25 protein-coding genes are annotated in these 22,732 nt (G+C 35.1%); 20 read left to right on the top strand and 5 right to left on the bottom strand.

The features are described 5' to 3' along the window. The first annotated feature begins 5 nt into the window (after window positions 1-5). The gene (locus J4050_RS00565) at window positions 6-1,361 is read left to right on the top strand and encodes an undecaprenyl-phosphate glucose phosphotransferase (RefSeq protein ID WP_243878509.1); all 1,356 of its coding nucleotides are present in this window, start codon (window positions 6-8) and stop codon (window positions 1,359-1,361) included. Here the strand turns inward: J4050_RS00565 and J4050_RS00560 are convergent. Together J4050_RS00560 and J4050_RS00555 are read right to left on the bottom strand one after the other, a co-directional pair. Further along, a complete protein-coding gene (locus tag J4050_RS00560; RefSeq protein WP_208151992.1) occupies window positions 1,358-2,533 on the bottom strand; it encodes a glycosyltransferase family 4 protein in 1,176 nt (391 codons plus the stop codon). The two genes, J4050_RS00565 and J4050_RS00560, sit on opposite strands and share 4 nt — an antisense overlap. Window positions 2,534-2,535: 2 nt before the next feature. Next, window positions 2,536-3,843 carry a phenylacetate--CoA ligase family protein gene (locus J4050_RS00555; RefSeq protein WP_208151991.1) on the bottom strand — a complete coding sequence of 436 codons (1,308 nt, stop codon included), beginning with the start codon at window positions 3,841-3,843 and terminating at the stop codon, window positions 2,536-2,538. 84 nt (window positions 3,844-3,927) lie between these two features. On the opposite strand from J4050_RS00555, the gene purD reads away from it, so the two are divergent. Next, a complete protein-coding gene (gene purD, locus J4050_RS00550) occupies window positions 3,928-5,199 on the top strand; it encodes a phosphoribosylamine--glycine ligase (RefSeq protein WP_208151990.1) in 1,272 nt (423 codons plus the stop codon). Here the strand turns inward: purD and J4050_RS00545 are convergent. Then, window positions 5,194-5,421, bottom strand: coding sequence for a DUF6341 family protein (locus J4050_RS00545; protein WP_208151989.1), 228 nt, complete (start codon window positions 5,419-5,421; stop codon window positions 5,194-5,196). The two genes, purD and J4050_RS00545, sit on opposite strands and share 6 nt — an antisense overlap. Window positions 5,422-5,461: 40 nt before the next feature. On the opposite strand from J4050_RS00545, the gene J4050_RS00540 reads away from it, so the two are divergent. Then, complete coding sequence (locus J4050_RS00540; RefSeq protein ID WP_208151988.1) at window positions 5,462-6,379, top strand: DUF6427 family protein; 918 nt, start codon at window positions 5,462-5,464, stop codon at window positions 6,377-6,379. Here the strand turns inward: J4050_RS00540 and upp are convergent. Further along, window positions 6,368-7,030: a uracil phosphoribosyltransferase gene (upp, locus tag J4050_RS00535; RefSeq protein ID WP_208151987.1), complete on the bottom strand. Its 663-nt coding sequence runs from the start codon at window positions 7,028-7,030 to the stop codon at window positions 6,368-6,370. The genes J4050_RS00540 and upp overlap by 12 nt on opposite strands. A gap of 73 nt (window positions 7,031-7,103) precedes the next feature. Between upp and J4050_RS00530 the strand changes: the two genes are divergently transcribed. Beyond that, window positions 7,104-7,712, top strand: coding sequence for a DUF4254 domain-containing protein (locus tag J4050_RS00530; protein WP_208151986.1), 609 nt, complete (start codon window positions 7,104-7,106; stop codon window positions 7,710-7,712). Window positions 7,713-7,733: 21 nt separating this feature from the next. Next, on the top strand, window positions 7,734-8,768 hold the full coding sequence (locus J4050_RS00525) for a glycosyltransferase family 9 protein (RefSeq protein WP_243878508.1): 1,035 nt from the start codon (window positions 7,734-7,736) through the stop codon (window positions 8,766-8,768). Window positions 8,769-8,777: 9 nt separating this feature from the next. Here J4050_RS00525 and J4050_RS00520 read toward each other — a convergent pair whose 3' ends face one another. Continuing rightward, window positions 8,778-9,842 carry a ferredoxin--NADP reductase gene (locus J4050_RS00520; RefSeq protein WP_208151985.1) on the bottom strand — a complete coding sequence of 355 codons (1,065 nt, stop codon included), beginning with the start codon at window positions 9,840-9,842 and terminating at the stop codon, window positions 8,778-8,780. A 181-nt stretch (window positions 9,843-10,023) separates the two neighbouring features. Between J4050_RS00520 and J4050_RS00515 the strand changes: the two genes are divergently transcribed. The 15 genes from J4050_RS00515 (at window position 10,024) to atpA (ending at window position 22,691) form a co-directional block, all read left to right on the top strand. Then, a complete protein-coding gene (locus J4050_RS00515; protein WP_243878507.1) occupies window positions 10,024-10,650 on the top strand; it encodes a putative outer membrane beta-barrel protein in 627 nt (208 codons plus the stop codon). A 31-nt stretch (window positions 10,651-10,681) separates the two neighbouring features. Beyond that, the gene (locus J4050_RS00510; protein ID WP_208151984.1) at window positions 10,682-11,014 is read left to right on the top strand and encodes a PadR family transcriptional regulator; all 333 of its coding nucleotides are present in this window, start codon (window positions 10,682-10,684) and stop codon (window positions 11,012-11,014) included. A 4-nt stretch (window positions 11,015-11,018) separates the two neighbouring features. Then, window positions 11,019-11,696, top strand: coding sequence for a hypothetical protein (locus J4050_RS00505; protein ID WP_208151983.1), 678 nt, complete (start codon window positions 11,019-11,021; stop codon window positions 11,694-11,696). Next, complete coding sequence (locus J4050_RS00500) at window positions 11,693-12,379, top strand: hypothetical protein (protein WP_208151982.1); 687 nt, start codon at window positions 11,693-11,695, stop codon at window positions 12,377-12,379. Before J4050_RS00505 ends, J4050_RS00500 begins: the two co-directional genes overlap by 4 nt. Window positions 12,380-12,421: 42 nt before the next feature. Further along, window positions 12,422-13,900 (top strand): DUF5687 family protein, encoded by a 1,479-nt coding sequence (locus tag J4050_RS00495; RefSeq protein ID WP_208151981.1) that lies wholly within the window; start codon window positions 12,422-12,424, stop codon window positions 13,898-13,900. A gap of 14 nt (window positions 13,901-13,914) precedes the next feature. Continuing rightward, a complete protein-coding gene (locus J4050_RS00490; RefSeq protein WP_208151980.1) occupies window positions 13,915-14,637 on the top strand; it encodes an ABC transporter ATP-binding protein in 723 nt (240 codons plus the stop codon). A gap of 190 nt (window positions 14,638-14,827) precedes the next feature. After that, window positions 14,828-17,443, top strand: coding sequence for a type IX secretion system periplasmic lipoprotein PorW/SprE (gene porW, locus J4050_RS00485; protein ID WP_347879096.1), 2,616 nt, complete (start codon window positions 14,828-14,830; stop codon window positions 17,441-17,443). 16 nt (window positions 17,444-17,459) lie between these two features. Then, window positions 17,460-17,903: a bactofilin family protein gene (locus tag J4050_RS00480; protein ID WP_208151979.1), complete on the top strand. Its 444-nt coding sequence runs from the start codon at window positions 17,460-17,462 to the stop codon at window positions 17,901-17,903. Continuing rightward, window positions 17,839-18,093, top strand: coding sequence for an AtpZ/AtpI family protein (locus J4050_RS15345; RefSeq protein ID WP_208151978.1), 255 nt, complete (start codon window positions 17,839-17,841; stop codon window positions 18,091-18,093). Before J4050_RS00480 ends, J4050_RS15345 begins: the two co-directional genes overlap by 65 nt. Further along, entirely contained in the window at window positions 18,093-18,506 is a 414-nt protein-coding gene (locus tag J4050_RS00470; protein WP_208151977.1) for a DUF6168 family protein, read from the top strand. The genes J4050_RS15345 and J4050_RS00470 overlap by 1 nt, the downstream gene beginning before the upstream one ends. A gap of 68 nt (window positions 18,507-18,574) precedes the next feature. Beyond that, window positions 18,575-19,693, top strand: a complete 1,119-nt coding sequence (gene atpB / locus J4050_RS00465) for a F0F1 ATP synthase subunit A (RefSeq protein ID WP_208151976.1) — start codon at window positions 18,575-18,577, stop codon at window positions 19,691-19,693. A 37-nt stretch (window positions 19,694-19,730) separates the two neighbouring features. Further along, on the top strand, window positions 19,731-19,955 hold the full coding sequence (gene atpE / locus J4050_RS00460) for an ATP synthase F0 subunit C (RefSeq protein ID WP_208152334.1): 225 nt from the start codon (window positions 19,731-19,733) through the stop codon (window positions 19,953-19,955). A gap of 85 nt (window positions 19,956-20,040) precedes the next feature. Then, a complete protein-coding gene (locus J4050_RS00455; protein ID WP_208151975.1) occupies window positions 20,041-20,541 on the top strand; it encodes a F0F1 ATP synthase subunit B in 501 nt (166 codons plus the stop codon). A gap of 5 nt (window positions 20,542-20,546) precedes the next feature. Then, the gene (gene atpH, locus J4050_RS00450; protein ID WP_243878505.1) at window positions 20,547-21,077 is read left to right on the top strand and encodes an ATP synthase F1 subunit delta; all 531 of its coding nucleotides are present in this window, start codon (window positions 20,547-20,549) and stop codon (window positions 21,075-21,077) included. A 33-nt stretch (window positions 21,078-21,110) separates the two neighbouring features. Beyond that, window positions 21,111-22,691, top strand: a complete 1,581-nt coding sequence (gene atpA / locus J4050_RS00445) for a F0F1 ATP synthase subunit alpha (RefSeq protein WP_208151974.1) — start codon at window positions 21,111-21,113, stop codon at window positions 22,689-22,691. Window positions 22,692-22,732 lie beyond the last annotated feature (41 nt).

The raw sequence follows: 22,732 nt of genomic DNA, 5'->3' as shown, positions 1-22,732 counted from the left end.
AAGATTTGAGCTTATTCAAACACGGAAGATATTCAGGCTATTTAAGACCCATTTCTTATTTCATAGATTTAAGTATAATTAATGGTGTTGCTATACTGTTTCTTCTTATGGACAAAGATCCAATAGCGTTTATTCTTTATATATCTCTTAGTTGGGTACTACTTTCAGTATACTCTAATTTTTATCAAGTATATCGTTATACTAGACCAGTAAATATCCTAGCGCTAATAATAAAGCAATCTGTTTTTTTCTTAATTATTGTATTTGCTTTTTTTGGGATTTATTACGAATTAAAGATTTATCCCAAGCCCGTTATCCAATACGTACTTCTAAGTGTAATTTTAATATCTGCAGCAAAATTTACTGTATATTACCTGCTTCAAAATTATCGCGCGTCATTTGGCGGAAATTACAGGAATACGGTCATCTTTGGTTACAACAAAAAGACTGTAGCTCTAGAGCAATTTTTTAATAAAAACCCAGAATATGGTTATCTTCATAAAAAAACATTTAATTTTAAACAGGACGACTTTAACCTTACAAGGTGTTTTGAATACGTTCTTGAAAAAGGAATTGATGAGATTTACTGTTCTATTTCTGAATTATCCAATTCTCAAATTGCCGAAGTTGTAGACTTTGCAGACAACAATCTTAAAATTGTAAAGTTTATCCCAGACAGTAAGGAGATTTACTCCAAAAAATTGAGATACGACTATTACGATTATATCCCCATCCTAACCCTTAGAACAATACCTCTCGAAGATTCTGTTAATACTATAGTTAAAAGAAGCTTTGATATTTTCTTCTCTGGACTAGTAATAGTCTTTATTCTGTCTTGGCTTACACCAATCATTGCTATTCTTATTAAGCTTGAGTCTAAAGGCCCTGTGTTCTTTAAACAATCTCGTAACGGGTTTAATTATAAAGAATTTGATTGTTATAAGTTTAGATCAATGACACCAAATAAAAATGCACATCTCTATCAGGCGACTAGAGATGATCAGCGTGTTACTAAAGTAGGAAGGTTTATTAGAAAAACAAGCATTGATGAATTACCACAGTTTTTCAATGTTCTTTTTGGTGATATGTCGGTTGTTGGTCCTAGGCCTCATATGGTAAGTCATACAAATATGTATGCAAAACGAATAGATAAATTTATGGTGCGCCATTTTGTAAAACCTGGAATTACAGGTCTCGCACAAATAAGCGGTTATCGTGGCGAAGTTGAAAGTGATAAGGATATTATTGGAAGAGTTAAATATGATATTTTTTATATTGAAAATTGGTCACTTTTGCTGGACCTTAAAATCATTTTTCAAACCTTTATGAATGCAGTTAAGGGAGAGGATAAAGCCTACTAAATAGTCTTCTTTAGGTCTAATAATTGCCCCTCAAAACTAAATGCCTTATTAGCCCTAACCTGTATGTCTTTTTTTTGCTGTATCTCTAAACCATTAGATTTAATTGTTTCAATAATAGAGTTTAAGTTTTCGTAATTTCCGACATCAGCTACCCAACCTAATTTATAATTGTGGATAATTTTTTCACCTTCACCCCCACCGAAGTACAGCAAGGGCAAGCCTAATTTTGAAAACTCAAAAATTTTTGATGGTACAGAACCGTATATACGTTTTATTAGCGGAACTATAGCCAAATCGTAATTCATTAGTTCGTTATGAAGTTGGTTTCTATCTAATTTACCATGCATGAAAATAGGTAAAGTGGGATGCTTTTGCATAAAGTCCAAAATCTCTTTTTCTTCAGCACCAGAGCCATAAATATGTAACTCAATATCTGTAAAGTCTAAGTTTTGGCATAATTTAAGAATGCCTTGTGCCACACCTAAAAGACCAGCATATACTATAGTTAAGGATTTATTAGATTTTTCTATAGTTGGAATTTCTTTTAATTCAATAATAGGATAGTTTCTATAAAGATGAGTTTTGGCCTTTGGATTTATTTCACTAACATGTTTTAAGATTTCATTGCTTTGCCCTAATATGATATTAGAATTTAAATAATTGAACCTTTCCATCTGCCTTAGAACGGAATAAAACCAATTTTTTTTTAGTGCACCTAATTCTAGGCCAGCGCGTGGCCATAAATCACTTACGTTAAGAATTATTTTTCTTTTCTTAGATTTAAGTAGAAAGATACTTATAAAAGCAACGATTAGAGGAGGGGATTGGATTATCACCTTATTAGGTGTGCGTTGCCTTAAAAAGTATAATATCAAACTAAAACTGTAGGAAAGCATTGCTAATAACCGCGATATTTTATTTTTTGAAACTGAAGCAAAAATCCACAATCTATGTATTTGAATACCGTTCTCGATAGATTTGGAAGTAAACTTATTTCTATAGTCTTTAAATATTCTGCCAGTAGGATAATTTGGTAAAGGTGTAACAACTTTAACTGTATAATCTGAACTTAAACCTTCAGCCAAATGAAAAATTCTATTAGAAGCAGCTCCTATCTCCGGAGGATAGTAATTTGTTATAATCATGAGGCTTTCTTTTTTCTTATCAATCATAGTTAAAATAACCTATTAAACTGCTTCAACTTACCCGATTTAGACCTTACTATTTGTTTTACTCTATTAAAATTAACAGTGAGACCTGGTTCTAGATAGGTCTCCATTTCCTGAGCTATTAATTTCTTTTTGGCTTCCGTCAGCGCAAATTTTGAGCAATAAACCACCTTAAGGGAATTCGGTCTATGCTGCTCAATAATAAATTCAGAGACGTTGCCATCATCCTCAATAACGCTTTTTGTAATATAATAAAAGGTTAGTCCTGCTGCCTTTTTTCCACTAGGCAATAGGGCTATATCATTGGTGCGGCCAATTAGGCTTTCAAGCTTAGGAGTGATATTGGAACTTTTAGTGGAAATTTGTCCAACATCTCCTAAATCATAACGAATAAAAGGATGCGCCTTGTTGTACAAAGACGTTACCACTAGTCGTCCCGCACTACCATTAGTAATAGCTGAATCATTATCATCCAAAACCTCAACATATAAGGTTTCGGTATTTAATTGCCACTCATTATTTAGATTTTGAAAAGCAATCAAACCCAATTCAGAAGCACCATATTCATTTATTACCGGGACTCCTAGATGGTGTTCTAATAAATCTTTATCGTCTTTAAAAAGCATCTCTGCAGTTACAATACAAACGGACAAACTAGGGCAAATAGATTTTAAAATCAAATCTTTAGATTTAAGAAACTTTGCAAATTGAACGATTGCACTGGTGTAACCATTAATGTAGTCAAAAGGCGTAGATTTGAATTTATTTAATGCACCGCTTAAAGTCTTATCCGTAAGATCAAAAATTGAGAAACGATAACGGTTACTTAAAAAATCCTTGAATCGTTCTTTGTAATATCCTTTTTTATCGAGAGGAATTCCATAAAAACGTGCTTGGGTAGACGTATTAAAATCAATGCCATACCAAGAAAAACGATTCATTATCTCAGCCCATGTCAAAGCGTGGCACCATTTATCTTTTGCGAAAACAAAAGGATGTCCAGAGCTACCAGAGGTCTTATTTATATAAATGTTGTTCTTTGTAAAACCTTCTGATAATCTATTTTCTAGTGGTTGCTGTAAATCCTTCTTTCTTAAAACAGGAACCGAATTCCAATCATTAACGTCAATATTTTTCCCAAATGATTTATAAAACGAGTTGTATTTTAAATGATAATTAAGGATTTCACGTTTTTTATTCTCTTGGTATTTTTGGAGGTCTTCATTTGCCAATGCCTTTATTTTGGCAAATGCAGCTTTGGCCTCATCTATTTTAAAGCCTGATAATTTTAATGAAAGGTCAAAAAGTTGCAAGTATATAGGTTGCCTTAAGGTTTGTTCAAAATAATTGTTTTTTGAGGTTAAAACCAATTATTTTTGCTCAAAGACATAATTATCATGAACATTCTTGTCCTTGGTTCTGGTGGTAGAGAACACACCTTCGCATGGAAACTGGCTCAAAGCAAGCTTTGCACAAACTTATTTGTAGCGCCGGGAAATTCAGGTACGGCAGATATAGCAACAAACCTGCAAGTTTCGGTAACGGATTTTAAGGCTATAAAGGATGCTGTTATTAAAAATGAAATAGAATTGGTTGTTGTGGGCCCAGAAGACCCTTTGGTCCAGGGCATCCATGATTTTTTCTTAAACGATACCGCAATAAAACACGTTCCAGTTATAGGGCCCCAAAAAGCAGCTGCCGAATTGGAAGGAAGTAAGGAGTTTGCCAAGGAATTTATGTCTAGACACCATATTCCAACAGCTGACTATCAAAGCTTTACTTCACAAAATATTGAAGAGGGCTTTAAGTTTTTGGAATCATTAAACGCACCATATGTTTTAAAAGCAGACGGTCTTGCAGCAGGGAAAGGCGTATTAATAATCGATGATTTGGAGGAGGCCAAGACGGAGTTAAAGCATATGCTAGTTGATGCTAAGTTCGGAAATGCCAGTAAAAAGGTCGTTGTTGAAGAGTTCTTGGACGGCATTGAATTGAGCTGTTTCGTTTTAACTGATGGCAAAGACTATAAAATACTACCTACGGCAAAAGATTACAAGCGAATAGGAGAAGGTGACACAGGGCTTAATACAGGAGGAATGGGAGCTATTTCACCAGTTCCTTTTGCAACACAGGACTTTTTAGAAAAAATAGAGACTAAAATTGTTAAGCCCACCGTAAAAGGTTTAATTGAAGATGATCTACCCTACATTGGATTTATTTTTATTGGTTTAATTAAAGTAGGAGACGAACCCAAGGTTATAGAATATAACGTGAGGATGGGTGATCCCGAGACAGAAGTAGTTCTACCTAGGCTTAAATCAGATTTGGTCGAAATTTTTATGGCTATGTCTAACCAGTCTTTATCCAATATTGAAATTGAAATTGATGAAAGAGCTGCAACTACGGTAATGCTTGTTTCTGGAGGGTATCCAGAATCTTATGAAAAGGGCAAAGAAATTCATGGTATAACAGAGGTAGAGGATTCTTTAATTTTTCATGCAGGTGCCACAACAAAAGAGGGTAAAATTGTAACATCGGGCGGCCGTGTAATGGCTATAACGTCTTATGGTAATACTTATAATGAAGCCATAAAAAAATCCTATCAAAGCATAAATAAATTATGTTTTGATAAGATGTATTATCGTAAGGATATAGGATTTGATTTATAAGTATGAGTGAGCGGTAACGCTTTTGTCCTCCTCATTGTTGGAATTGAACTTCGCCAATTGCATCATCCAATAAATAAAAGCAACAAAACCAATAGCCATAAAAATCCAAGACATAACATTAGCTCCAAACCAGCTTTCTAACTCCAAAGACCTAAGCATATCAAAAGGTAAAAACAGTCCGTCAACAAATAAATCTTGTATTCCGTAAAAGAAATCCTTCATAACTTTTTAAATTTATCATGCAAAAATACAAAAAGAGTTAATGATTACAAGTATTTTCAGTAAATCAAAGCCCATTAATTTTATTATTGTGGGTATTCTGATAACTCTGGTTTTTACGGCAGTCAACTTTCAGCAGGTCACAAATAATTTAAGTACAGCGCCGACTATAGTGCTAAAATTTCTTCTAGTTATTTTCTTTGTTTTTCTTTTAAACTTTATAGTCTCCAAGAATAAACTGACCCAAGGCAATAGTTATTCTATAATGACTTTTGGTCTTTTGATTTTAATGTTTCCAGAATCTACACGCCATTCTAATTTATTGCTTTCAAATCTGTTTGTGTTATTCGCATTAAGACGCCTTATTAGTTTGCATTCTAATCTTCATATTAAGAAGAAACTTTTTGATGCTGGTTTTTGGATTGCTTGCGCTACACTATTTTATTTCTGGGCCTTTTTGTTTTTTGCATTGGTCATGGTAGCTTTAATTTACCACTCACAAAATAATATTAAGAACCTGGCAGTACCCTTTATTGGTATTTCAACTTTTGTGTTGTTATTGGTATCCTATAATATTTTAATGCATGATGTTTATTTATTACCCTCTAATTTTGAAAGATTTGCCAGCTTAGACTTTACACCATACAACACTAAGGCAAGTATTTTAAAATTAACAATAATTTTCACCTCTTTTCTATGGACTACACTTTATTTTTTTAATGGTTTGAAGGATAAGAATAAAAAAATTAGACCATCTTACTTTCTAGTTGGCTGGGCATCCTTTTTAGCTATTTTCGTTGCTATTATTGCCCCTAATAAAAACGGTAGTGAATTTATCTTTTTGTTTGCACCGTTTTCAATAATTATGGCGAATTATTTAGAGGTAATTTCTGAACGCTGGTTTAAAGAAATATTCCCAGTTTTATTTGTTGTAGTTCCTGTTGTTAGTTTACTGCTGTAATTTTTGCCCATAGGCTAAGTCTCCAGCGTCACCTAATCCTGGTACAATGTATGATTGACTGTTGAGTTCTTTATCAATGGTTCCTATCCAAAGTATAACGTCCGTGGAAACGTATTCAGAAACGTATTCAATACCTGGCTTGGCACCAATGATACTTACAAGATGAATCTTTTTTGGTGTCCCAAAGGACTGTAAAGCTTTAAGAGTTGAAACAATTGATTGACCAGTAGCTAGCATGGGGTCGGCCAAAATAAGAGTCTTGCCCTCCAAGTTGGGACAAGCAAGATATTCTACTTCAATTTTAAATGAATTAAAACCACTTGTGTCATGCTTTCTGTATGCTGAAATGAAAGCATTATCGGCCTTATCAAAATAGTTGAGTAAACCATTGTGCAAAGGAATACCTGCGCGTAAAATAGAGCACAGTACAATATCGTCTTGAGGTAATTCTGAAGTTTGAGACCCTAGAGGGCTTTTAATACTATGTGGCTTATAATGTAATGACTTACTCAGTTCATAACATATTATTTCACCAATTCTTTCAATATTGCGCCTAAATCGCATTCTGTCTTTCTGTATCGAAATATCTCTGAGTTCGGAAATAAAAGTGTTGAGAATAGAAGGCTTTTCAGAAAGGTTATGAATCTTCATTGTAAGGGAGTGTTATAGAGCCTGTAAGTTAATAATTCAAACTATATTTGCATAGATTAAATTTCAATTCAACATGTTTTCACAAAAAGCGAACGAAATATTTCAAGACGCCATAAAAACCTACAAGGTTCTTAACACGGTAGATCAGCCCTTTTCAAACAAATACAATAAAAATGAAGATGTCATTGCGCACCTGCTTTACAGGAAGTGCTGGATTGATACTGTTCAGTGGGCGTATGAAGATATCATAAGAGATCCAAATATTGACCCGGTTGCAGCATTGGAACTTAAACGTAAAATAGATGCATCTAACCAAGATAGAACAGACACTGTAGAATATATAGATAGCTATTTTTTAGATAAATACAAAGACGTTGAGGTTAAACCTTATGCAACAGTAAATTCAGAAAGTCCAGCTTGGGCAATTGACCGATTATCCATATTGGCGTTAAAGATTTACCATATGCATTTAGAAACGATAAGAGAGGATGCGTCTGATGCTCATAAAGCGGCTTGTGAGAAGAAGCTTAACGTTCTGTTAGAGCAGCGAGAAGATTTAAGTAAAGCTATTGATCAACTTTTAGAAGATATCTCTAAAGGAGATAAGTATATGAAGGTGTACAAGCAAATGAAGATGTATAATGACGATGAGCTTAATCCTGTATTAAGAGGTCAAAAGTAATTTTCCCCATTTAAGATTTTAATGATACGGAGACCCAAACATATTTTGGTATTAAGGTTCTCTGCTATGGGTGACGTAGCCATAATAGTGCCTGTTTTATTGGCCTTGTTAAACCAGAACAAAGGGCTCAAAGTAACGGTAGTCACAAGGCCGTTTTTTGAACCTATCTTTAAAGAAATTCCTAATGTTAGCGTTTTTACTCCCGACTTTAAGGGAAAACACAAAGGAATACCAGGTTTGTACAGGCTGTCTAGAGCACTTTTGAAACTAGATTTTGATGCCATAGCAGACCTCCACAATGTACTTCGTACAAAAATCATTAAGGTATTTCTTTTTAATAAGAGAGCGTTGACCATAGATAAAGGTAGGCAGGAGAAAAAGGCTCTAACAACAGGAAACATTTTTAAACCATTAAAACCAACAACAGCAAGGTATGCTGAAGTGTTTAAAGCTCTAGGTTGCAATGTTGATTTATCCAACCCAATAGTTTTATCGAAACCCTCCTTAGACACAAAAGCCAAAGTCTTTTTAGGTAAAAATGGAATCTGTAATATTGGTATTGCCCCATTTGCAGCACATAAGGGTAAAATGTACCCTTTAAGTTTAATGGAGGAGGTTATAAGTCAACTTGCTGAAGACTATAATATAATTTTGTTTGGTGGAGGCCAGCGAGAAATAGAAATATTGAATACTCTTGAAGAATCTTATAACAACGTGAGCTCTGTTGCGGGCAAACTTAGTTTTAAAGATGAATTGGCTTTAATATCAAATATGGACCTTATGTTATCAATGGACTCCGGTAATGGCCATTTGGCCGCCATGTATGGCGTTAAGGTTGTCACTGTTTGGGGCGTTACCCATCCGTATGCCGGTTTTGAACCTTTTAACCAACCAGAATCTTATGCACTCACAGCAGACAGGGACAAATTTCCATTAATACCAACTTCGGTTTATGGCAACAAATATCCAAGAGGGTATGAAGATGCTGCAGCATCGGTTTCACCACAGCAAATAGTAGAAAAGATAACCTCAATCTGCCCAAAAATTAAGGGCTAAACACCTTAATTAAACATCATCATAGTCAACCACTATATGAGCAGAAGTTGGATGAGCTTGGCAGGTAAGGACAAGACCTTCAGCAACTTCACCATCGGTTAAAATATTATTTTGGCGCATTTTAGCAGTACCTTCGGTAAGTCTGGCAATACAACTGCTACAAATACCTCCTTGGCAGGAATATGGTGCATCAATATCTTGTTTTAGAGCAGCTTCTAAAATGGTTTGGTCTTGTGCCATTTCAAATTCAAAATCTTCATCATCAACAAGTACCTTTATGGAAGTCATTCCATTGGTTATAGTTGTTTCTTCTTGTGTTTCTGATTCAGATGCTGCAGGTGCAGTAAACAATTCAAACAAGATATTGTGTTCTTTGATATGGTTTTCGAGTAGTACATCTTTAACGGTATTGATCATAGCCTCTGGACCACACAAATAAAACTTGTCTATTGTAATAGCTTTATACTTGTTTTTTACAATAAGGTTAACGGTACTTTTTTCTATTCTTCCAAAAAGAGCATCGGTTTCGTTAGACTGGCTGTAGATAAAATGTACATGAATGCGGTTGCCATACTTGTCTTTAAGGGACATCAAGTCTTCTAAAAACATAGTGTCTTGTGGTGTTTTGTTCCCGTAGACCAATATAAAATTACTGAATGGTTCGTCCTCTAGTAAAGTTTTAGCAATACTTAATATTGGTGTTATTCCACTCCCTGCTGCAAAAGCTGCGATTGTCCTTGTTTTTTGTGGGTGCGCTTCAAAAACAAACCTACCATTAGGTTCGGCCACTTCGAGCACGTCGCCAGCTTTTATCGTTGTGTTGGCATATACCGAAAAAGTTCCACCATCTACCGATTTCACGGCCACGCTAAGGTCTCCACTGTTTTTAGAAGCGCAGATAGAATAATCCCGCCTAACGTCTTCACCATCAATAGTTGTTTTTAAGGTTATGTATTGACCTGCATTGAATTGAAATACTTCTGATAATCCCTCGGGAACGTTAAAATTCAAGACAACAGATTTATCTGTAAGTCGATTTATAGATTTTATGGCGAGTTTGTGAAACTGTGACATAACTATTCTTTTTTTGCAAAAATAAGCAAACTAAGAATAGACTAACAATGAATGAAGCACTTCAATAGATTAAAGTTTTCATAAAAATAAATCCTTAACAATGCTTAAGTTACTTATGCATAAGAAAATTATGTATATTTGTTTTGCTTAAAAATTTGTTCAACGTTTTATACAAATAAAAATGAAAAAGAAAGTTAAATGCAATTTAATCCTAGTTCTTCTAATGGCCTTTTGCCTTGGTCAAGCTCAGGAAACAACAACATCTAAGTTTAATCTTATCGCTTATGGAGGCATTGGTTTCGGCATCGTAGAAAATGATAATGAACCCAATTACAACCTTAACAGCAACAGTGGAGAAATCCTACTCAATTATAATATTAGCCAAAGAGTAGGTGTTTCAACAGGTCTCGGACTTTATGAATTGACAGGAAATGGATTTAATGCTTTAGGGAATTTCTACCATCAAAGATCATTACTTAAAATACCGGTATTGTTGACTCTAAATTCTGAGTTTTCAGAAAAAATAAGTTTTTATGCCAATTTTGGCTTTTATGGCCATACTATTATCAAGGATGAATATCGCTTTCTTAATGGTACTCAAGAAGATATCTATGAGGGCTGGAATTTTGGTGCTCAGTTTGGAGTTGGTCTTTTGTTTGAATTATTCGATGGATTTAGCGCTGGTATCAATGTTTCAGGGCAATCTGATTTTGGAAAATTTGAAACTAATGCCAATCAAGGGATCAGCGATAAACAGAAAATAAGATACCTGAATAGTATGGGGTTGATTTTCGTGGTGGATTTATGATAATAGAGAATAGGACAGTAACAAAGTGTTTATGAGTAATTCAAAATTATATAAGGGAAGTTTAAATACCATTATTTTAAAGCTGCTAACTGAGCACGATAAAATGTATGGCTACGAAATTACTCAAAAGGTTAAATCGATAACCAAAGGCGAATTAAATATTACAGAAGGCGCCTTATACCCAGCCTTACACAAACTAGAGGCGGAAGGCTTGCTCGATGTTGAAGTTGCTAAGGTAGATAATAGGTTGCGCAAGTATTATAAACTTACAGAAAACGGCACTAAAGAAACTATAAATAAACTATCAGAACTTGCTGATTATATAAAAACCATGCAAAGTTTGGTAAACCCTAAATTGGTATAATGTTATGAAAATGACTAAGGAAGATATTCAATTTATAGAAGATTACCTCAAAGAAAATGGCATTTCCTATTGGGATATTCGCTTAGAGATGATAGACCATATTGCTTGTGATATGGAAAATAAAGAAGGGAGTTACGATTTTGAAAATTCTTTAAAGCATACGCTTCACAAATTAGGATGGTTAGGTAATCTAAAGGACATAGAGAATAGAAGGTTAAAAGCCATTAACACTAAAGTTAGGGCTGCTTATTTTAAAAATTTTATCTCACTTTTTACGAGTTTTAAAAGTGTACTGGCTGTCTTGTTGTTTGTGTTTTTATATTATCTCGTATTACAAAACGGTTCGTTGGGTCAATTCAATCTAACAACTATAGCGCTTTTTGTGGGCCCATTAGGATTTTTCACTGTTCATTATGCTGTGACCATGTTAAGAATTAAGAAATCGGGTTATGTTTTTTATGGCTTTTTCTATGTCATTTTTGCCATGCTAATGACCCAATTGTTCTATCAATTGCCAAAACCAGGTGGTTTAATAGACGTTTCAATAAACACCCGGAACATCATTGTATTTTGGGCCACTATCGCTAATGTCTTGTTCACCATAGGTGGTATAAAAATTTATATAAAAACGTACAAGGAATATAATGCTATTCATAAAAAACTAAACAAAGAAACGGTTTGAAGCTTACTAAAGCCCATATAGACCAATTATATACATTTACACAAAAACATTATGTAGAATGGTACGATGTACAAACGGAGCTTGTGGATCACTTGGCTAATGGCATTGAAGCACAATTGCAGGACAACCCAAAGTTATCTTTTGAAGAGGCTTTGGATATTGAATTCAAAAAATTTGGAGTATTTGGTTTTATGGACGTAGTGTCCGAAACTGAGAAATCAATGGGTAAGCATTATAGAAGATTTCTCTTTGCTGAGGTTAAAGAGTGGTTTAAAGTACCACAGTTCATTGCTACATTAAGTCTTTTTCTCTTTTTCCTCATGATTTTTAAGTCTGAACTTTCAGAAGTCATTTTGTTGGGTTTTTATGTCCTTTTTGTGTTATGGATTGGCTATAAAACAATTCTTCTAAATCGGGCTTTTAATAAAAGGCGGAAAACAGCTAAAAAATGGTTGTTAGAACATATTATTTTTCAGCAGGCAAGCGGTGTTGTTTTTGTTGGCCTTTTGAATATTTTTAATGTCTTTAATTTATCCAGCACGCCAACTTCGACGGTTGTCGCCATATTTGTTTCTGCTTTATTTACCTTCGCGGTAATTATTTCGGTGATAAGTCTTCAAATCCTACCAAGCAAGGCAAACGAGCTCCTTAAAGAAACTTATCCTACATTTGTAACAAATTGAAAATAAGAGCTACTAACTCTTCACAAAAACTAACCAAACGCTATGATTAAGCATTTTTTAAATTTAGAATGGAAGCAATATTTCCGTTCCTCTTATTGGCAAAAAAATCTAGCACTTAATATCCTTTTGGTGTTCTTGGCACTTTACTTTATTGTGATTTTCTTGGCATTAGGCTTTGGCTTGTTACCTATTTTAAAGAAAGTCTACCCAGAACAAGATCCATTTGTTGTAGTTAATGGCTTTATGTTTTTCTGGATCATTGTTGACTTAATGATGCGGTTCTTTTTACAAAAATTGCCAGTTATGAGTGTAAAACCCTTACTCACATTACCTATAAAACGGTCAACGGTAGTTCATTTTGTTTTAGGGAAATCAGCCTTTTCTTTTTTTAATTTCTTGCCATTATTTGCCATAATTCCTTTTAGTATTATGCTTATTGCAGATGGTAAAGACTCGTCAATGGTACTGACATGGATGTTTACGCTCATTAGTGTTGTGCTGATCATTAATTTCCTAAACTTTATTATTGAGGCTTTTTCTGCGGAGACTGAACTATCGTTTTTACCATTAATTGCTGTTGTGGGTACACTATACGCTTTAGATGCCTTTAGCATTGTTTCTATGTCATCTTTAATTGGTGATGCGTTTATAGGTATTGCCAATAACCCAATACTTATTTTAGCGCCCTTGGCCATACTATTGTTTTGTTATGGGTTTAATTTTAAAATCTTAAAAGGTAAATTATTCTTAGACGCATCGTTAAAGTCTAAAGTTACAGAGGTTAAAGTAGCAGATTTGGCATGGACTAAGCGCTTTGGAGATATCGCACCATTTATGCAGCTAGACCTTAAATTAATTTGGAGAAATAAGCGTACTAAATCTTCTGTATTTATCATGGTAATAGGATTGTTATATGGTCTGTTTTTCTACCCGCAAGAGATTTATAGGGATTTAGTTTGGATTTATCCGTTTATAGGCATATTTGTAACAGGCATTTTTCTCATCAATTTTGGGCAGTTTATTCCAGCTTGGGATAGTAGCTATTATAAAATGCTAATGAGTCAAAATATAAAGTATGAGCAATATTTGCGCTCCAAATTTATATTAATGGTATTGAGTGTTGCCTTAATGTTTATTCTAAGTATACCATACGTATATTTTGGATGGAAAATCCTTCTTGCCCATTTTGCGGCAGCGATATATAACATTGGTGTTAATTCTCATGTGATGCTTTATGGTGGTTCTTTCAACAGAAAGAAGATTGATTTGAATCAGCGTGCAGCATTTAACTATCAAGGTACAGGTGCCGTGCAATGGATAATAGGATTACCCTTAATGATACTACCAATGCTTATTTTTGCTTTGGCTAATTGGCTTGTTGGTTTCGAGGCCGGAATAGCAATATTGATAGTTGCAGGAGTTGTTGGTATTGTACTTCATAAAAAATTAATGAAACAGATTACGCAACGCTATTTAAATGCTAAATACAAAATGATTGACGCTTTTAGTCAAGACAATTAATACCATAATAAGTTATGATATACACTAAAGAGCTTACAAAATCTTACAACGGAAATACTGTTTTAAATATAGAAGAATTAACTATTCCAAAAGGTCAGAGTTTTGGATTAGTAGGAAATAATGGTGCAGGGAAAACAACGTATTTCAGTCTATTATTAGATTTAATTAAACCATCAACAGGTCGTATTACCAATAACGAAATCGTTGTGGATGAAAGCGAGGATTGGAAACCGTTTACTTCGGCTTTTATAGATGAAAGCTTCTTAATCGGTTACCTCACACCAGAGGAATACTTCTACTTTATTGGTGATTTAAGGGGCCAGAACAAAGCAGATGTAGATGCATTGACCTCACAATTTGAAGACTTCTTCAATGGCGAAATTATTGGCAAAAAGAAGTATCTAAGAGACTTAAGTAAAGGAAATCAGAAAAAGGCAGGTATTGTGGCCGCATTGATTGGTAATCCAGAGGTTATTGTACTTGACGAACCATTTGCTAATCTAGACCCTACAACACAGATACGGTTAAAACAAATATTAAAAGATCTTGCCGAAAAACAAGGTGTTACCATCTTAATCTCTAGCCACGACTTAATGCACGTTACAGATGTTTGCGAGCGCATCGTTGTGCTTGAGAAGGGCGATGTAGTTAAGGACTTAAAGACCAGTCCAGCGACTTTAAAAGAACTGGAGGTACATTTTGCGGGGCGGTTAGAGACCGTTGAAGAAGAGGAATAGATATATTTCATTCTGTTAAATAGCTATAAAAAGCTTGTAATTAAAGGATTACAAGCTTTTTTTTTCAGAGCGTTTAACACGGGAAAAACCTCATAAGTAGTCTTAAAAATTCAAAAAGATGTTTATTTTTACCCCATAACACACTAATATCCGTACTTTTCAGTTATCTGTTAGTCTAAGAATAGCAATATTGAAACTCAATTACAAAACTTCATTACTTCTTTGCTGTGTAATGGCGATTATCGCCCAAAGTTGCTCGCGTAAAAAAGACACCTTTATTAATCGTAATTTTCACGCACTAGGTACGCGCTACAATATACTTTACAACGGAGAGCTAGCTTTAGAACGTGGTAAGCTTGCAGTTAACGACGAGTTTACTGAAAATTTCTGGGAATTGCTTCCAGTAGAACGGATGAACATTAGCGAGGATGTGTTCTTACCCGGAGAGTCAAGAAATCAAGATTTCGAGCGTGCGGAAGAAAAGGCCATTAAGGCTATTCAGAAGCACGGAATGAATATAGACGGTAAAGAAAAGAACTATCAGATAGATGAGGCTTATTTATTGTTGGGAAAATCGAGATACTACGATCAGCGCTTCGTACCTGCTTTGGCGGCTTTTAATAACATCCTCAATAAATATCCAACAAGCGATAAAATAAATCAGGTTAAGATTTGGCGCGAGAAATCCAATATGCGTCTAGACAACAATAAGGTAGCTATTAAGCGATTAAAACGATTGTTAGAAGAGGAGGAAGGTGTTATAACTGGCCAAGACTTGGCAGATGCCACTGCAGCTTTAGCACAAGCCTACATCAATATTGAGGCTAGGGATAGCGCACTTGGGCAATTGGCAATCGCAGCAAATACCACTAAGATAAATCGCGAAAAAGCAAGATACCATTATATCCGAGGTCAATTGTTTAATGAATTCGGGCAAAAGGATAGCGCTAATGTAGAATTTGATGCCATAATTGAAATGCATCGCAATATTCCTAGGTCGTTTTATATTAATGCTCATCTAGAAAAATCTAATAATTTTAACACCTTGGACGGTAATCTTTTGGAGTTCGAGGAGTATTTAGTAGACCTTGAAGAAAATAGGGAAAACAGACCGTTTTTAGATAAGATTTATTACAGAATTGCTGAGTATCATAGAGGTCAAGCCTCAGATAGCATGGCAGAAGCCTATTACAATAAATCCTTGCGCAAAACAACATCCGACAATTATTTAAGGGCACTTAATTACGAGACTCTTGGTAATATGTATTTTGAGCGAAATATTTATAAAACAGCTGGGTTTTATTACGATAGTACAATGACAGCTATGCAGCCCAATACAAAACCATTTAGGATAATAAAGAAAAAGCGAGAAAATCTCGATGATGTCATTTACTACGAAGCTGTGGCGCAGGCCAATGACAGTATACTAAATATTGTAAGTCTCTCAAAAGAAGAACAATTAGCAATCTACAGTGATTATGTAGACTTTTTGAAAGAACAAGCCATAAAAGAACAAGAGCTAAAGGAGAAGGAGGAACAACGGCAAAAAAATACTATAGCTGCAAAAACCGCAGCTGCAAATACAAGAGCCGGTAAAACCTTAAATAATCCTAATTCGCTTCCCGGTGGTGGGTTCAACCAAAATGGCAGTGGTAGTAGTTTTTATTTCTATAATCCTAGTACAGTTGCTTACGGTAAAAATGAGTTTTTAAATATTTGGGGAGATAGAAAATTACAAGATAATTGGAGACTTTCTAACCAAAAGGCTAATAATGTAGTTGCCTTAAAGGAATCAGGTGCCAAGGATACCTTTGAAGACCAGAAATACGACCCTGAGACTTATATTGCATCGCTTCCTAAAGAGCAAGGTCAAATAGATAGTATTAGTAAAGAGCGCAATTTTGCTTATTACCAGCTCGGAATCATTTACAAAGAAAAGTTTAAAGAATTAGAGCTCTCTAAATCTCGATTTGAAACACTTTTGAAAAACAGTCCAGAGGAACGCTTAGTCTTACCTTCAAAATACAACCTATTTAAAATCTATAGTGAATTAGGGCTAACCCGAAATGCAGAGGCTATGAAATCTCACATTATTTCAAGTTATCCAGATTCTAGGTATGCAGAGATTTTGCTAAATCCGCAATCAGAACTGGCTAAAGACGAAAATAGTCCTGAAGCATTGTATACAAACCTCTATAAAAAATTTAATGAGCAAAAATACGCAGAGGTCATTGCTGAAGCTGATAAGCAAATTAAGAGGTTGGAAGGCGATGGGTATGTACCAAAATTTGAAATTTTAAAAGCTTCGGCTAAAGGAAGACTTTACGGTTTTGAAGCCTACAAGGAAAGTGTAAATTATATTGCTTTAAATTATGTAAATACTGAAGAAGGAGATAAGGCGCAAGACATACTAGATAATGCAATTCCCACTTTAGAGAAAAAAGAATTTGTGCCAGACGATAAGGCCGAGTACTTTAATGTTATTTATCAGTTCAACGTTGACACAAAAGAGGATGTTGAAGCTTTTGTAACTATTTTAGAGCAAGAGGTGGCAAAGATCGAATACTTTGACTTATCTGTATCTAAAGATATCTATGATCAAAACACATTGTTTATTGTAGTCCACGGATTGAAGAGTATTCAGGGGGCAAGAGGATTTGCGCAGTTATTACAATCAGATAAAAAGGATAAAAGAGGCCGACCGCTAAAACCTAAAATCACAAGAGACTATTTTGCTATCTCTTCACCTAATTATGCTATTATTCAACGTCATAAAAATTTAAATGCGTATTTAAAATTAGAATAACATTAAAACGATGAATATGTTTTCTTCAGAAAAAAACCCAAAACAAGAAACTATGGAAACGAGTACTCAACAGAATATAATAGCAAAAGGCACAAAAATCGTCGGCGATGTTGCTAGCCAAGGGCCATTTAGAATTGATGGAACTATTGAGGGCAACGTAAAAACATCTGGTAAGGTGGTCATTGGTAAATCGGGCTTCATAAAAGGTACGCTCCAAGGAGAAAATGCTGATTTTGAGGGTAAGTTTTCAGGAAAACTTATTTTAACCGGGACACTGTCACTTAAATCTACGGCGCATATAGAGGGTGAGGTCCATACGAGTAAACTGGCGGTAGAACCAGGAGCGACATTCAACGCTACTTGTAGTATGAAGGGTACTGTAAAGGCATTACCAAATGAACCAATCAAGCCACAACAAACGCAACAAACAACCATCCAGAAGGAAAGGCAAGGGTCTTAAAAATTGGGCTGTTTTTTCTAGCATTGGATTACAAATGGGCTTAATTATCTATTTGGGTAATCTATTTGGAAAATGGTTAGACCAAGAATTGTCAACTACCTTTTTAGAAAACACCATTACATTAATTTCGGTTTTTGGCGCCATGTATTCAGTTATCAGTAGACTAAAACATTTTAACTCCGACCAATAATGCACAGACAGCTTATTGCAATTCTTGTTTTGTTTTTAGCAACCTTAGGTATCCTTTATTTTGTTGAAGATGCCGTAATTTCAGCAGAAAGGCTAAGGCCCGATTTCCCTACAAAAAGCATCTTTATTTTTAATGCTGTATTTTCATTAGTATTGTTAATTGCACTTTCATTTTTTTCAAAGAAAAAGGCTGTTTCAGATAATTTAGGATTCATTTATTTAGCTACTGTTTTAGTAAAACCAATTGTATTTATAATCGTATTTAGAGCTTTATTTTTTGATTCGAGACCAATAACCCAGCTCGAGGCAATTTCAATGCTATTACCAACACTAATAGCCTTATTTTTTGAAGCCTTGTTTTGCTCGAAAATCCTCAAAGCCACAATGCCTAAAAAAAACATACCTAAAGGCTAATTACTCTAAAAAAAATATATACCTTTGCGCCGAATTTTTGGAGCTTCACTATTAAATAAGAAGTGTAAATGAAGGCATCTTTTAAGAAAATAATTTTTATAAGTTTCTGTTTAGCGTGGTCAACTTACCCCTTTGCTTTAGAGTCTTTGGGAGACACCGAAGGTAAAAAAGGAGACCCGGTAAATACACCAGAAGAAATCAACGAGTACATACAACACCACGTAAAGGATTCTCACGATTTTCATTTGTTCGATTATTTTTCTAATGGTGTAAAGCATGAGGTGGGATTTCCACTTCCTGTAATTCTTTGGGGTGAAAATGGACTAACAGCGTTTATGTCATCAGAATTTCACCATGATGATAGTGGAGAAGTTGTAGTTGAAAGAAGCGGAAGTCGTTTTGTGAAAAACCACGGCGTCATTTACGAATTGGAAGCTGGGGCAGACACTGTAAAGTTTGATGAGAAGCATCATCCTACAAACGCTTCTAAACCTTTTGATTGGTCAATAACCAAAAGTGTATTTGGTATTTTACTCATAGGATTTTTAATGATGCTATGGTTTGGTGGATTAGCAAAGCAATACAAGAAAAAATCTGTACCAACAGGTTTTGGACGCGTTCTAGAACCATTGGTTATTTATGTTAGGGATGAAATCGCAAAACCAAACATTGGTCCTAAATACAGGCAATTTACAGGGTATTTAATGACTGTGTTTTTCTTTATTTGGATATTAAACCTTGTTGGGTTATCGCCTTTTGGTTTTAATGTTACGGGGCAATTGGCCGTGACAGCAGCCTTAGCAATTATAACATTAATAATTTATCTCTTTTCTAGTAATAAACACTTTTGGAGTCACCAGTTGTGGATGCCAGGAGTACCTTATTTAATTAGGCCATTATTGGCAATAATTGAATTAGCAGGTACCTTACTTATTAAGCCATTTGCATTGATGGTACGTTTGTTTGCAAACATTACCGCTGGGCATATTGTTGTAATGAGTTTGATTTCAATAGGTATTTTAATGCAAAAAGATATGACGGCATTTGGTTCTACCACGTTGTCATTGGTCCTTGCAATGTTTATTACGGTAATTGAGGTTTTGGTCGCTTTTCTTCAGGCTTATATTTTTACGATGCTTTCGGCATTGTTTATTGGTATGGCGGTAGAAGAAGGAGAGCACCACTAGAATAGAATTTTTTGTTTAACTATATATTTTAAAAATGATGGCTTTAGCAATTCTTCAAGAAGCTACTTCTTTGGTACCTAATTTAGTTGGTGCTGGTTTAATCGTAATCGGTGCTGGTATAGGTTTAGGACAAATTGGTAGAGGTGCAATGGAAGGTATCGCTCGTCAGCCGGAAGCTACTAACAAAATTCAAACTGCGATGATTATTATCGCAGCACTTTTGGAAGGGCTTGCGTTTGCGGCAATCTTCTTAGGAAAATAATCCTTAAGCAGAAAAACTATGTCCCTGTAACGGTTGGTTACAGGGAGTAGTTTTAAATTAACAAAAAAGACTTAAAAACTAAATAATGGAACAGTTATTAGAGAATTTTTCATTAGACCTATTTGTAAAGCAGACGGTTCTTTTCGTTGCTCTCATATTTTTAATGGTAAAATTTGCCTGGAAACCTATTCTTAACTCACTAAACGATAGAGAAGAAGGTATAAAAGATGCTTTAGATTCTGCAGAGAGGGCTAAACTAGAGATGGAGAACCTTCAAGCGGATAATGAAAGATTATTAAAGGAGGCGCGAGTAGAAAGAGAAGGTATGCTAAAAGAAGCACGTGATTTAAAGAATAAAATGATAGAAGACGCCAAAGAGGAGGCTAGAGAAGAAGCTAGTAAGCTTATTTCGCAAGCGCAGTCGGCTATAGATAGCGAAAAAAATGCCGCTATTGCAGAGCTCAAAGCTCAGGTGGCTAACCTTTCAATTGATATTGCCGAGAAGGTAATTAAGGATGAGCTTTCTAATAAGGATAAGCAAATGAAACTTGTGGAGTCAATGTTGGGTGAAGCAACATTAAACTAATACAAATGAGTAGAGCTGCAATACGATACGCAAAAGCATTATTAAGCCTAGCTTTAGACAGGAAAAAAGCTGATAAGGTTAATGACGATATGTTGTCAATTGCCAATGGCATCAACTCAAGTGAAGAACTAGGTGAAGTCTTAAGAAATTCTATAGTAAGAGCGGAAGATAAGAAGAATGTTATTGATAAGATTTTTCCAAACACAAATAGCCTTACTAAGGATTTGTTTGGGTTATTGATCCAAAACAATCGTTTTGCTTCATTAGAGGAAATTGCTAATCAATACTTGGTTCTCTATAAAGAGCACAATAATGAAGAAGTTGCAACTGTGACAACCGCAATTGCAATGTCTAAGAATATGGAATCAAAGGTTCTAGCAAAAATTAAGGACCTAACCGATAAAGCTGTAACGGTAGAAAACATTATAGACGAATCTATTATCGGTGGATTCATTCTTAGGGTTGGTGATACACAATTCGACGCGAGTATTTCAAACAAGCTAAGTAATTTAAAAAGAGAATTTACATTAAACTAATAGCAAGTAGCTAATAGCTAAAGATCATAAAAAATGGCAGACGTAAAACCAGCTGAGATATCAGCGATTTTAAAACAACAACTTTCAGGATTTGAGGCAGGCGCTTCATTAGACGAAGTAGGAACAGTATTAACTGTAGGTGACGGTATTGTACGCGCTTATGGATTATCTAATGCACAATATGGAGAATTAGTTGAATTCGAAGGTGGGCTAGAAGGCATTGTTCTAAACCTTGAAGAAGACAATGTTGGTATTGTACTCTTGGGACCTTCAAAGGAAATTAAAGAAGGTGCTACTGTTAAACGTACCAACCGAATTGCATCTATTAAAGTAGGTGAAGAGATGGTAGGTAGAGTTGTTGATACTCTAGGTACTCCAATCGATGGAAAAGGTCCTATTGGTGGTAAATTATATGAAATGCCATTAGAGCGTAAAGCTCCTGGTGTTATATTCCGTCAACCTGTGGATGAGCCATTACAAACTGGTATCAAATCTATTGATGCTATGATTCCTGTTGGTAGAGGTCAACGTGAGTTGGTTATTGGAGACCGTCAAACAGGTAAAACAACGGTTTGTATTGACACCATTTTAAATCAAAAAGAATTTTACGATGCAGGCGAGCCTGTGTTTTGTGTATATGTTGCTATTGGGCAAAAAGCTTCTACCGTAGCTAATATTGCTAAAACGCTAGAAGATAAAGGTGCTTTAGCATATACAGTGATAGTTGCAGCAAATGCATCTGATCCAGCACCAATGCAAGTTTATGCGCCATTCGCTGGTGCTGCGATTGGAGAGTACTTTAGAGATACTGGTCGCCCAGCTTTAATTGTTTATGATGATTTATCTAAACAAGCAGTTGCTTACCGTGAGGTATCATTGTTATTGCGTCGTCCTCCAGGACGTGAGGCGTATCCAGGTGATGTATTCTATCTACACTCTAGATTGTTAGAGCGCGCAGCAAAAGTCATAGCAGATGATGATATTGCTAAGAACATGAATGACTTACCTGATTCTCTTAAGCCAATAGTAAAGGGTGGTGGATCATTAACTGCCTTACCTATTATTGAAACGCAAGCAGGTGACGTATCAGCATATATTCCAACTAACGTAATTTCTATTACAGACGGACAGATTTTCTTAGAGTCAGATTTATTTAACTCAGGTGTTCGTCCTGCAATTAACGTGGGTATTTCTGTATCTCGTGTTGGTGGTTCTGCGCAGATTAAGTCAATGAAAAAGGTAGCAGGTACCCTTAAATTAGACCAAGCACAATTCCGTGAATTAGAGGCTTTCGCTAAGTTTGGTTCTGATTTGGATGCAGCAACTTTAAATGTAATCGAAAAAGGTAGACGTAATGTTGAGATTTTAAAACAAGCTCAGAACGATCCATTTACTGTAGAAGATCAAGTAGCTGTAATCTATGCCGGTTCTAAGAATTTGCTTAGAGATGTGCCTGTAGAAAAGGTTAAGGAGTTTGAGCGCGATTATTTAGAGCTTCTAAACGCAAAGCATAGAGGAACTTTAGATACTTTGAAATCTGGAAAATTAACTGATGAGGTCATTGATACGTTAACCAGCGTAGCCAAAGATTTATCAGCTAGATATAAAGCATAATTGGAAATAAGGTCTTGGGTATTTTACTGAAGGACTAATCT

This window comes from Winogradskyella pelagia, from assembly GCF_017581965.1.
Classification (GTDB): domain Bacteria; phylum Bacteroidota; class Bacteroidia; order Flavobacteriales; family Flavobacteriaceae; genus Winogradskyella; species Winogradskyella pelagia.
Note: the sequence above shows the minus strand (reverse complement) of the source record. Positions and strands in the feature narration are given on the sequence as shown.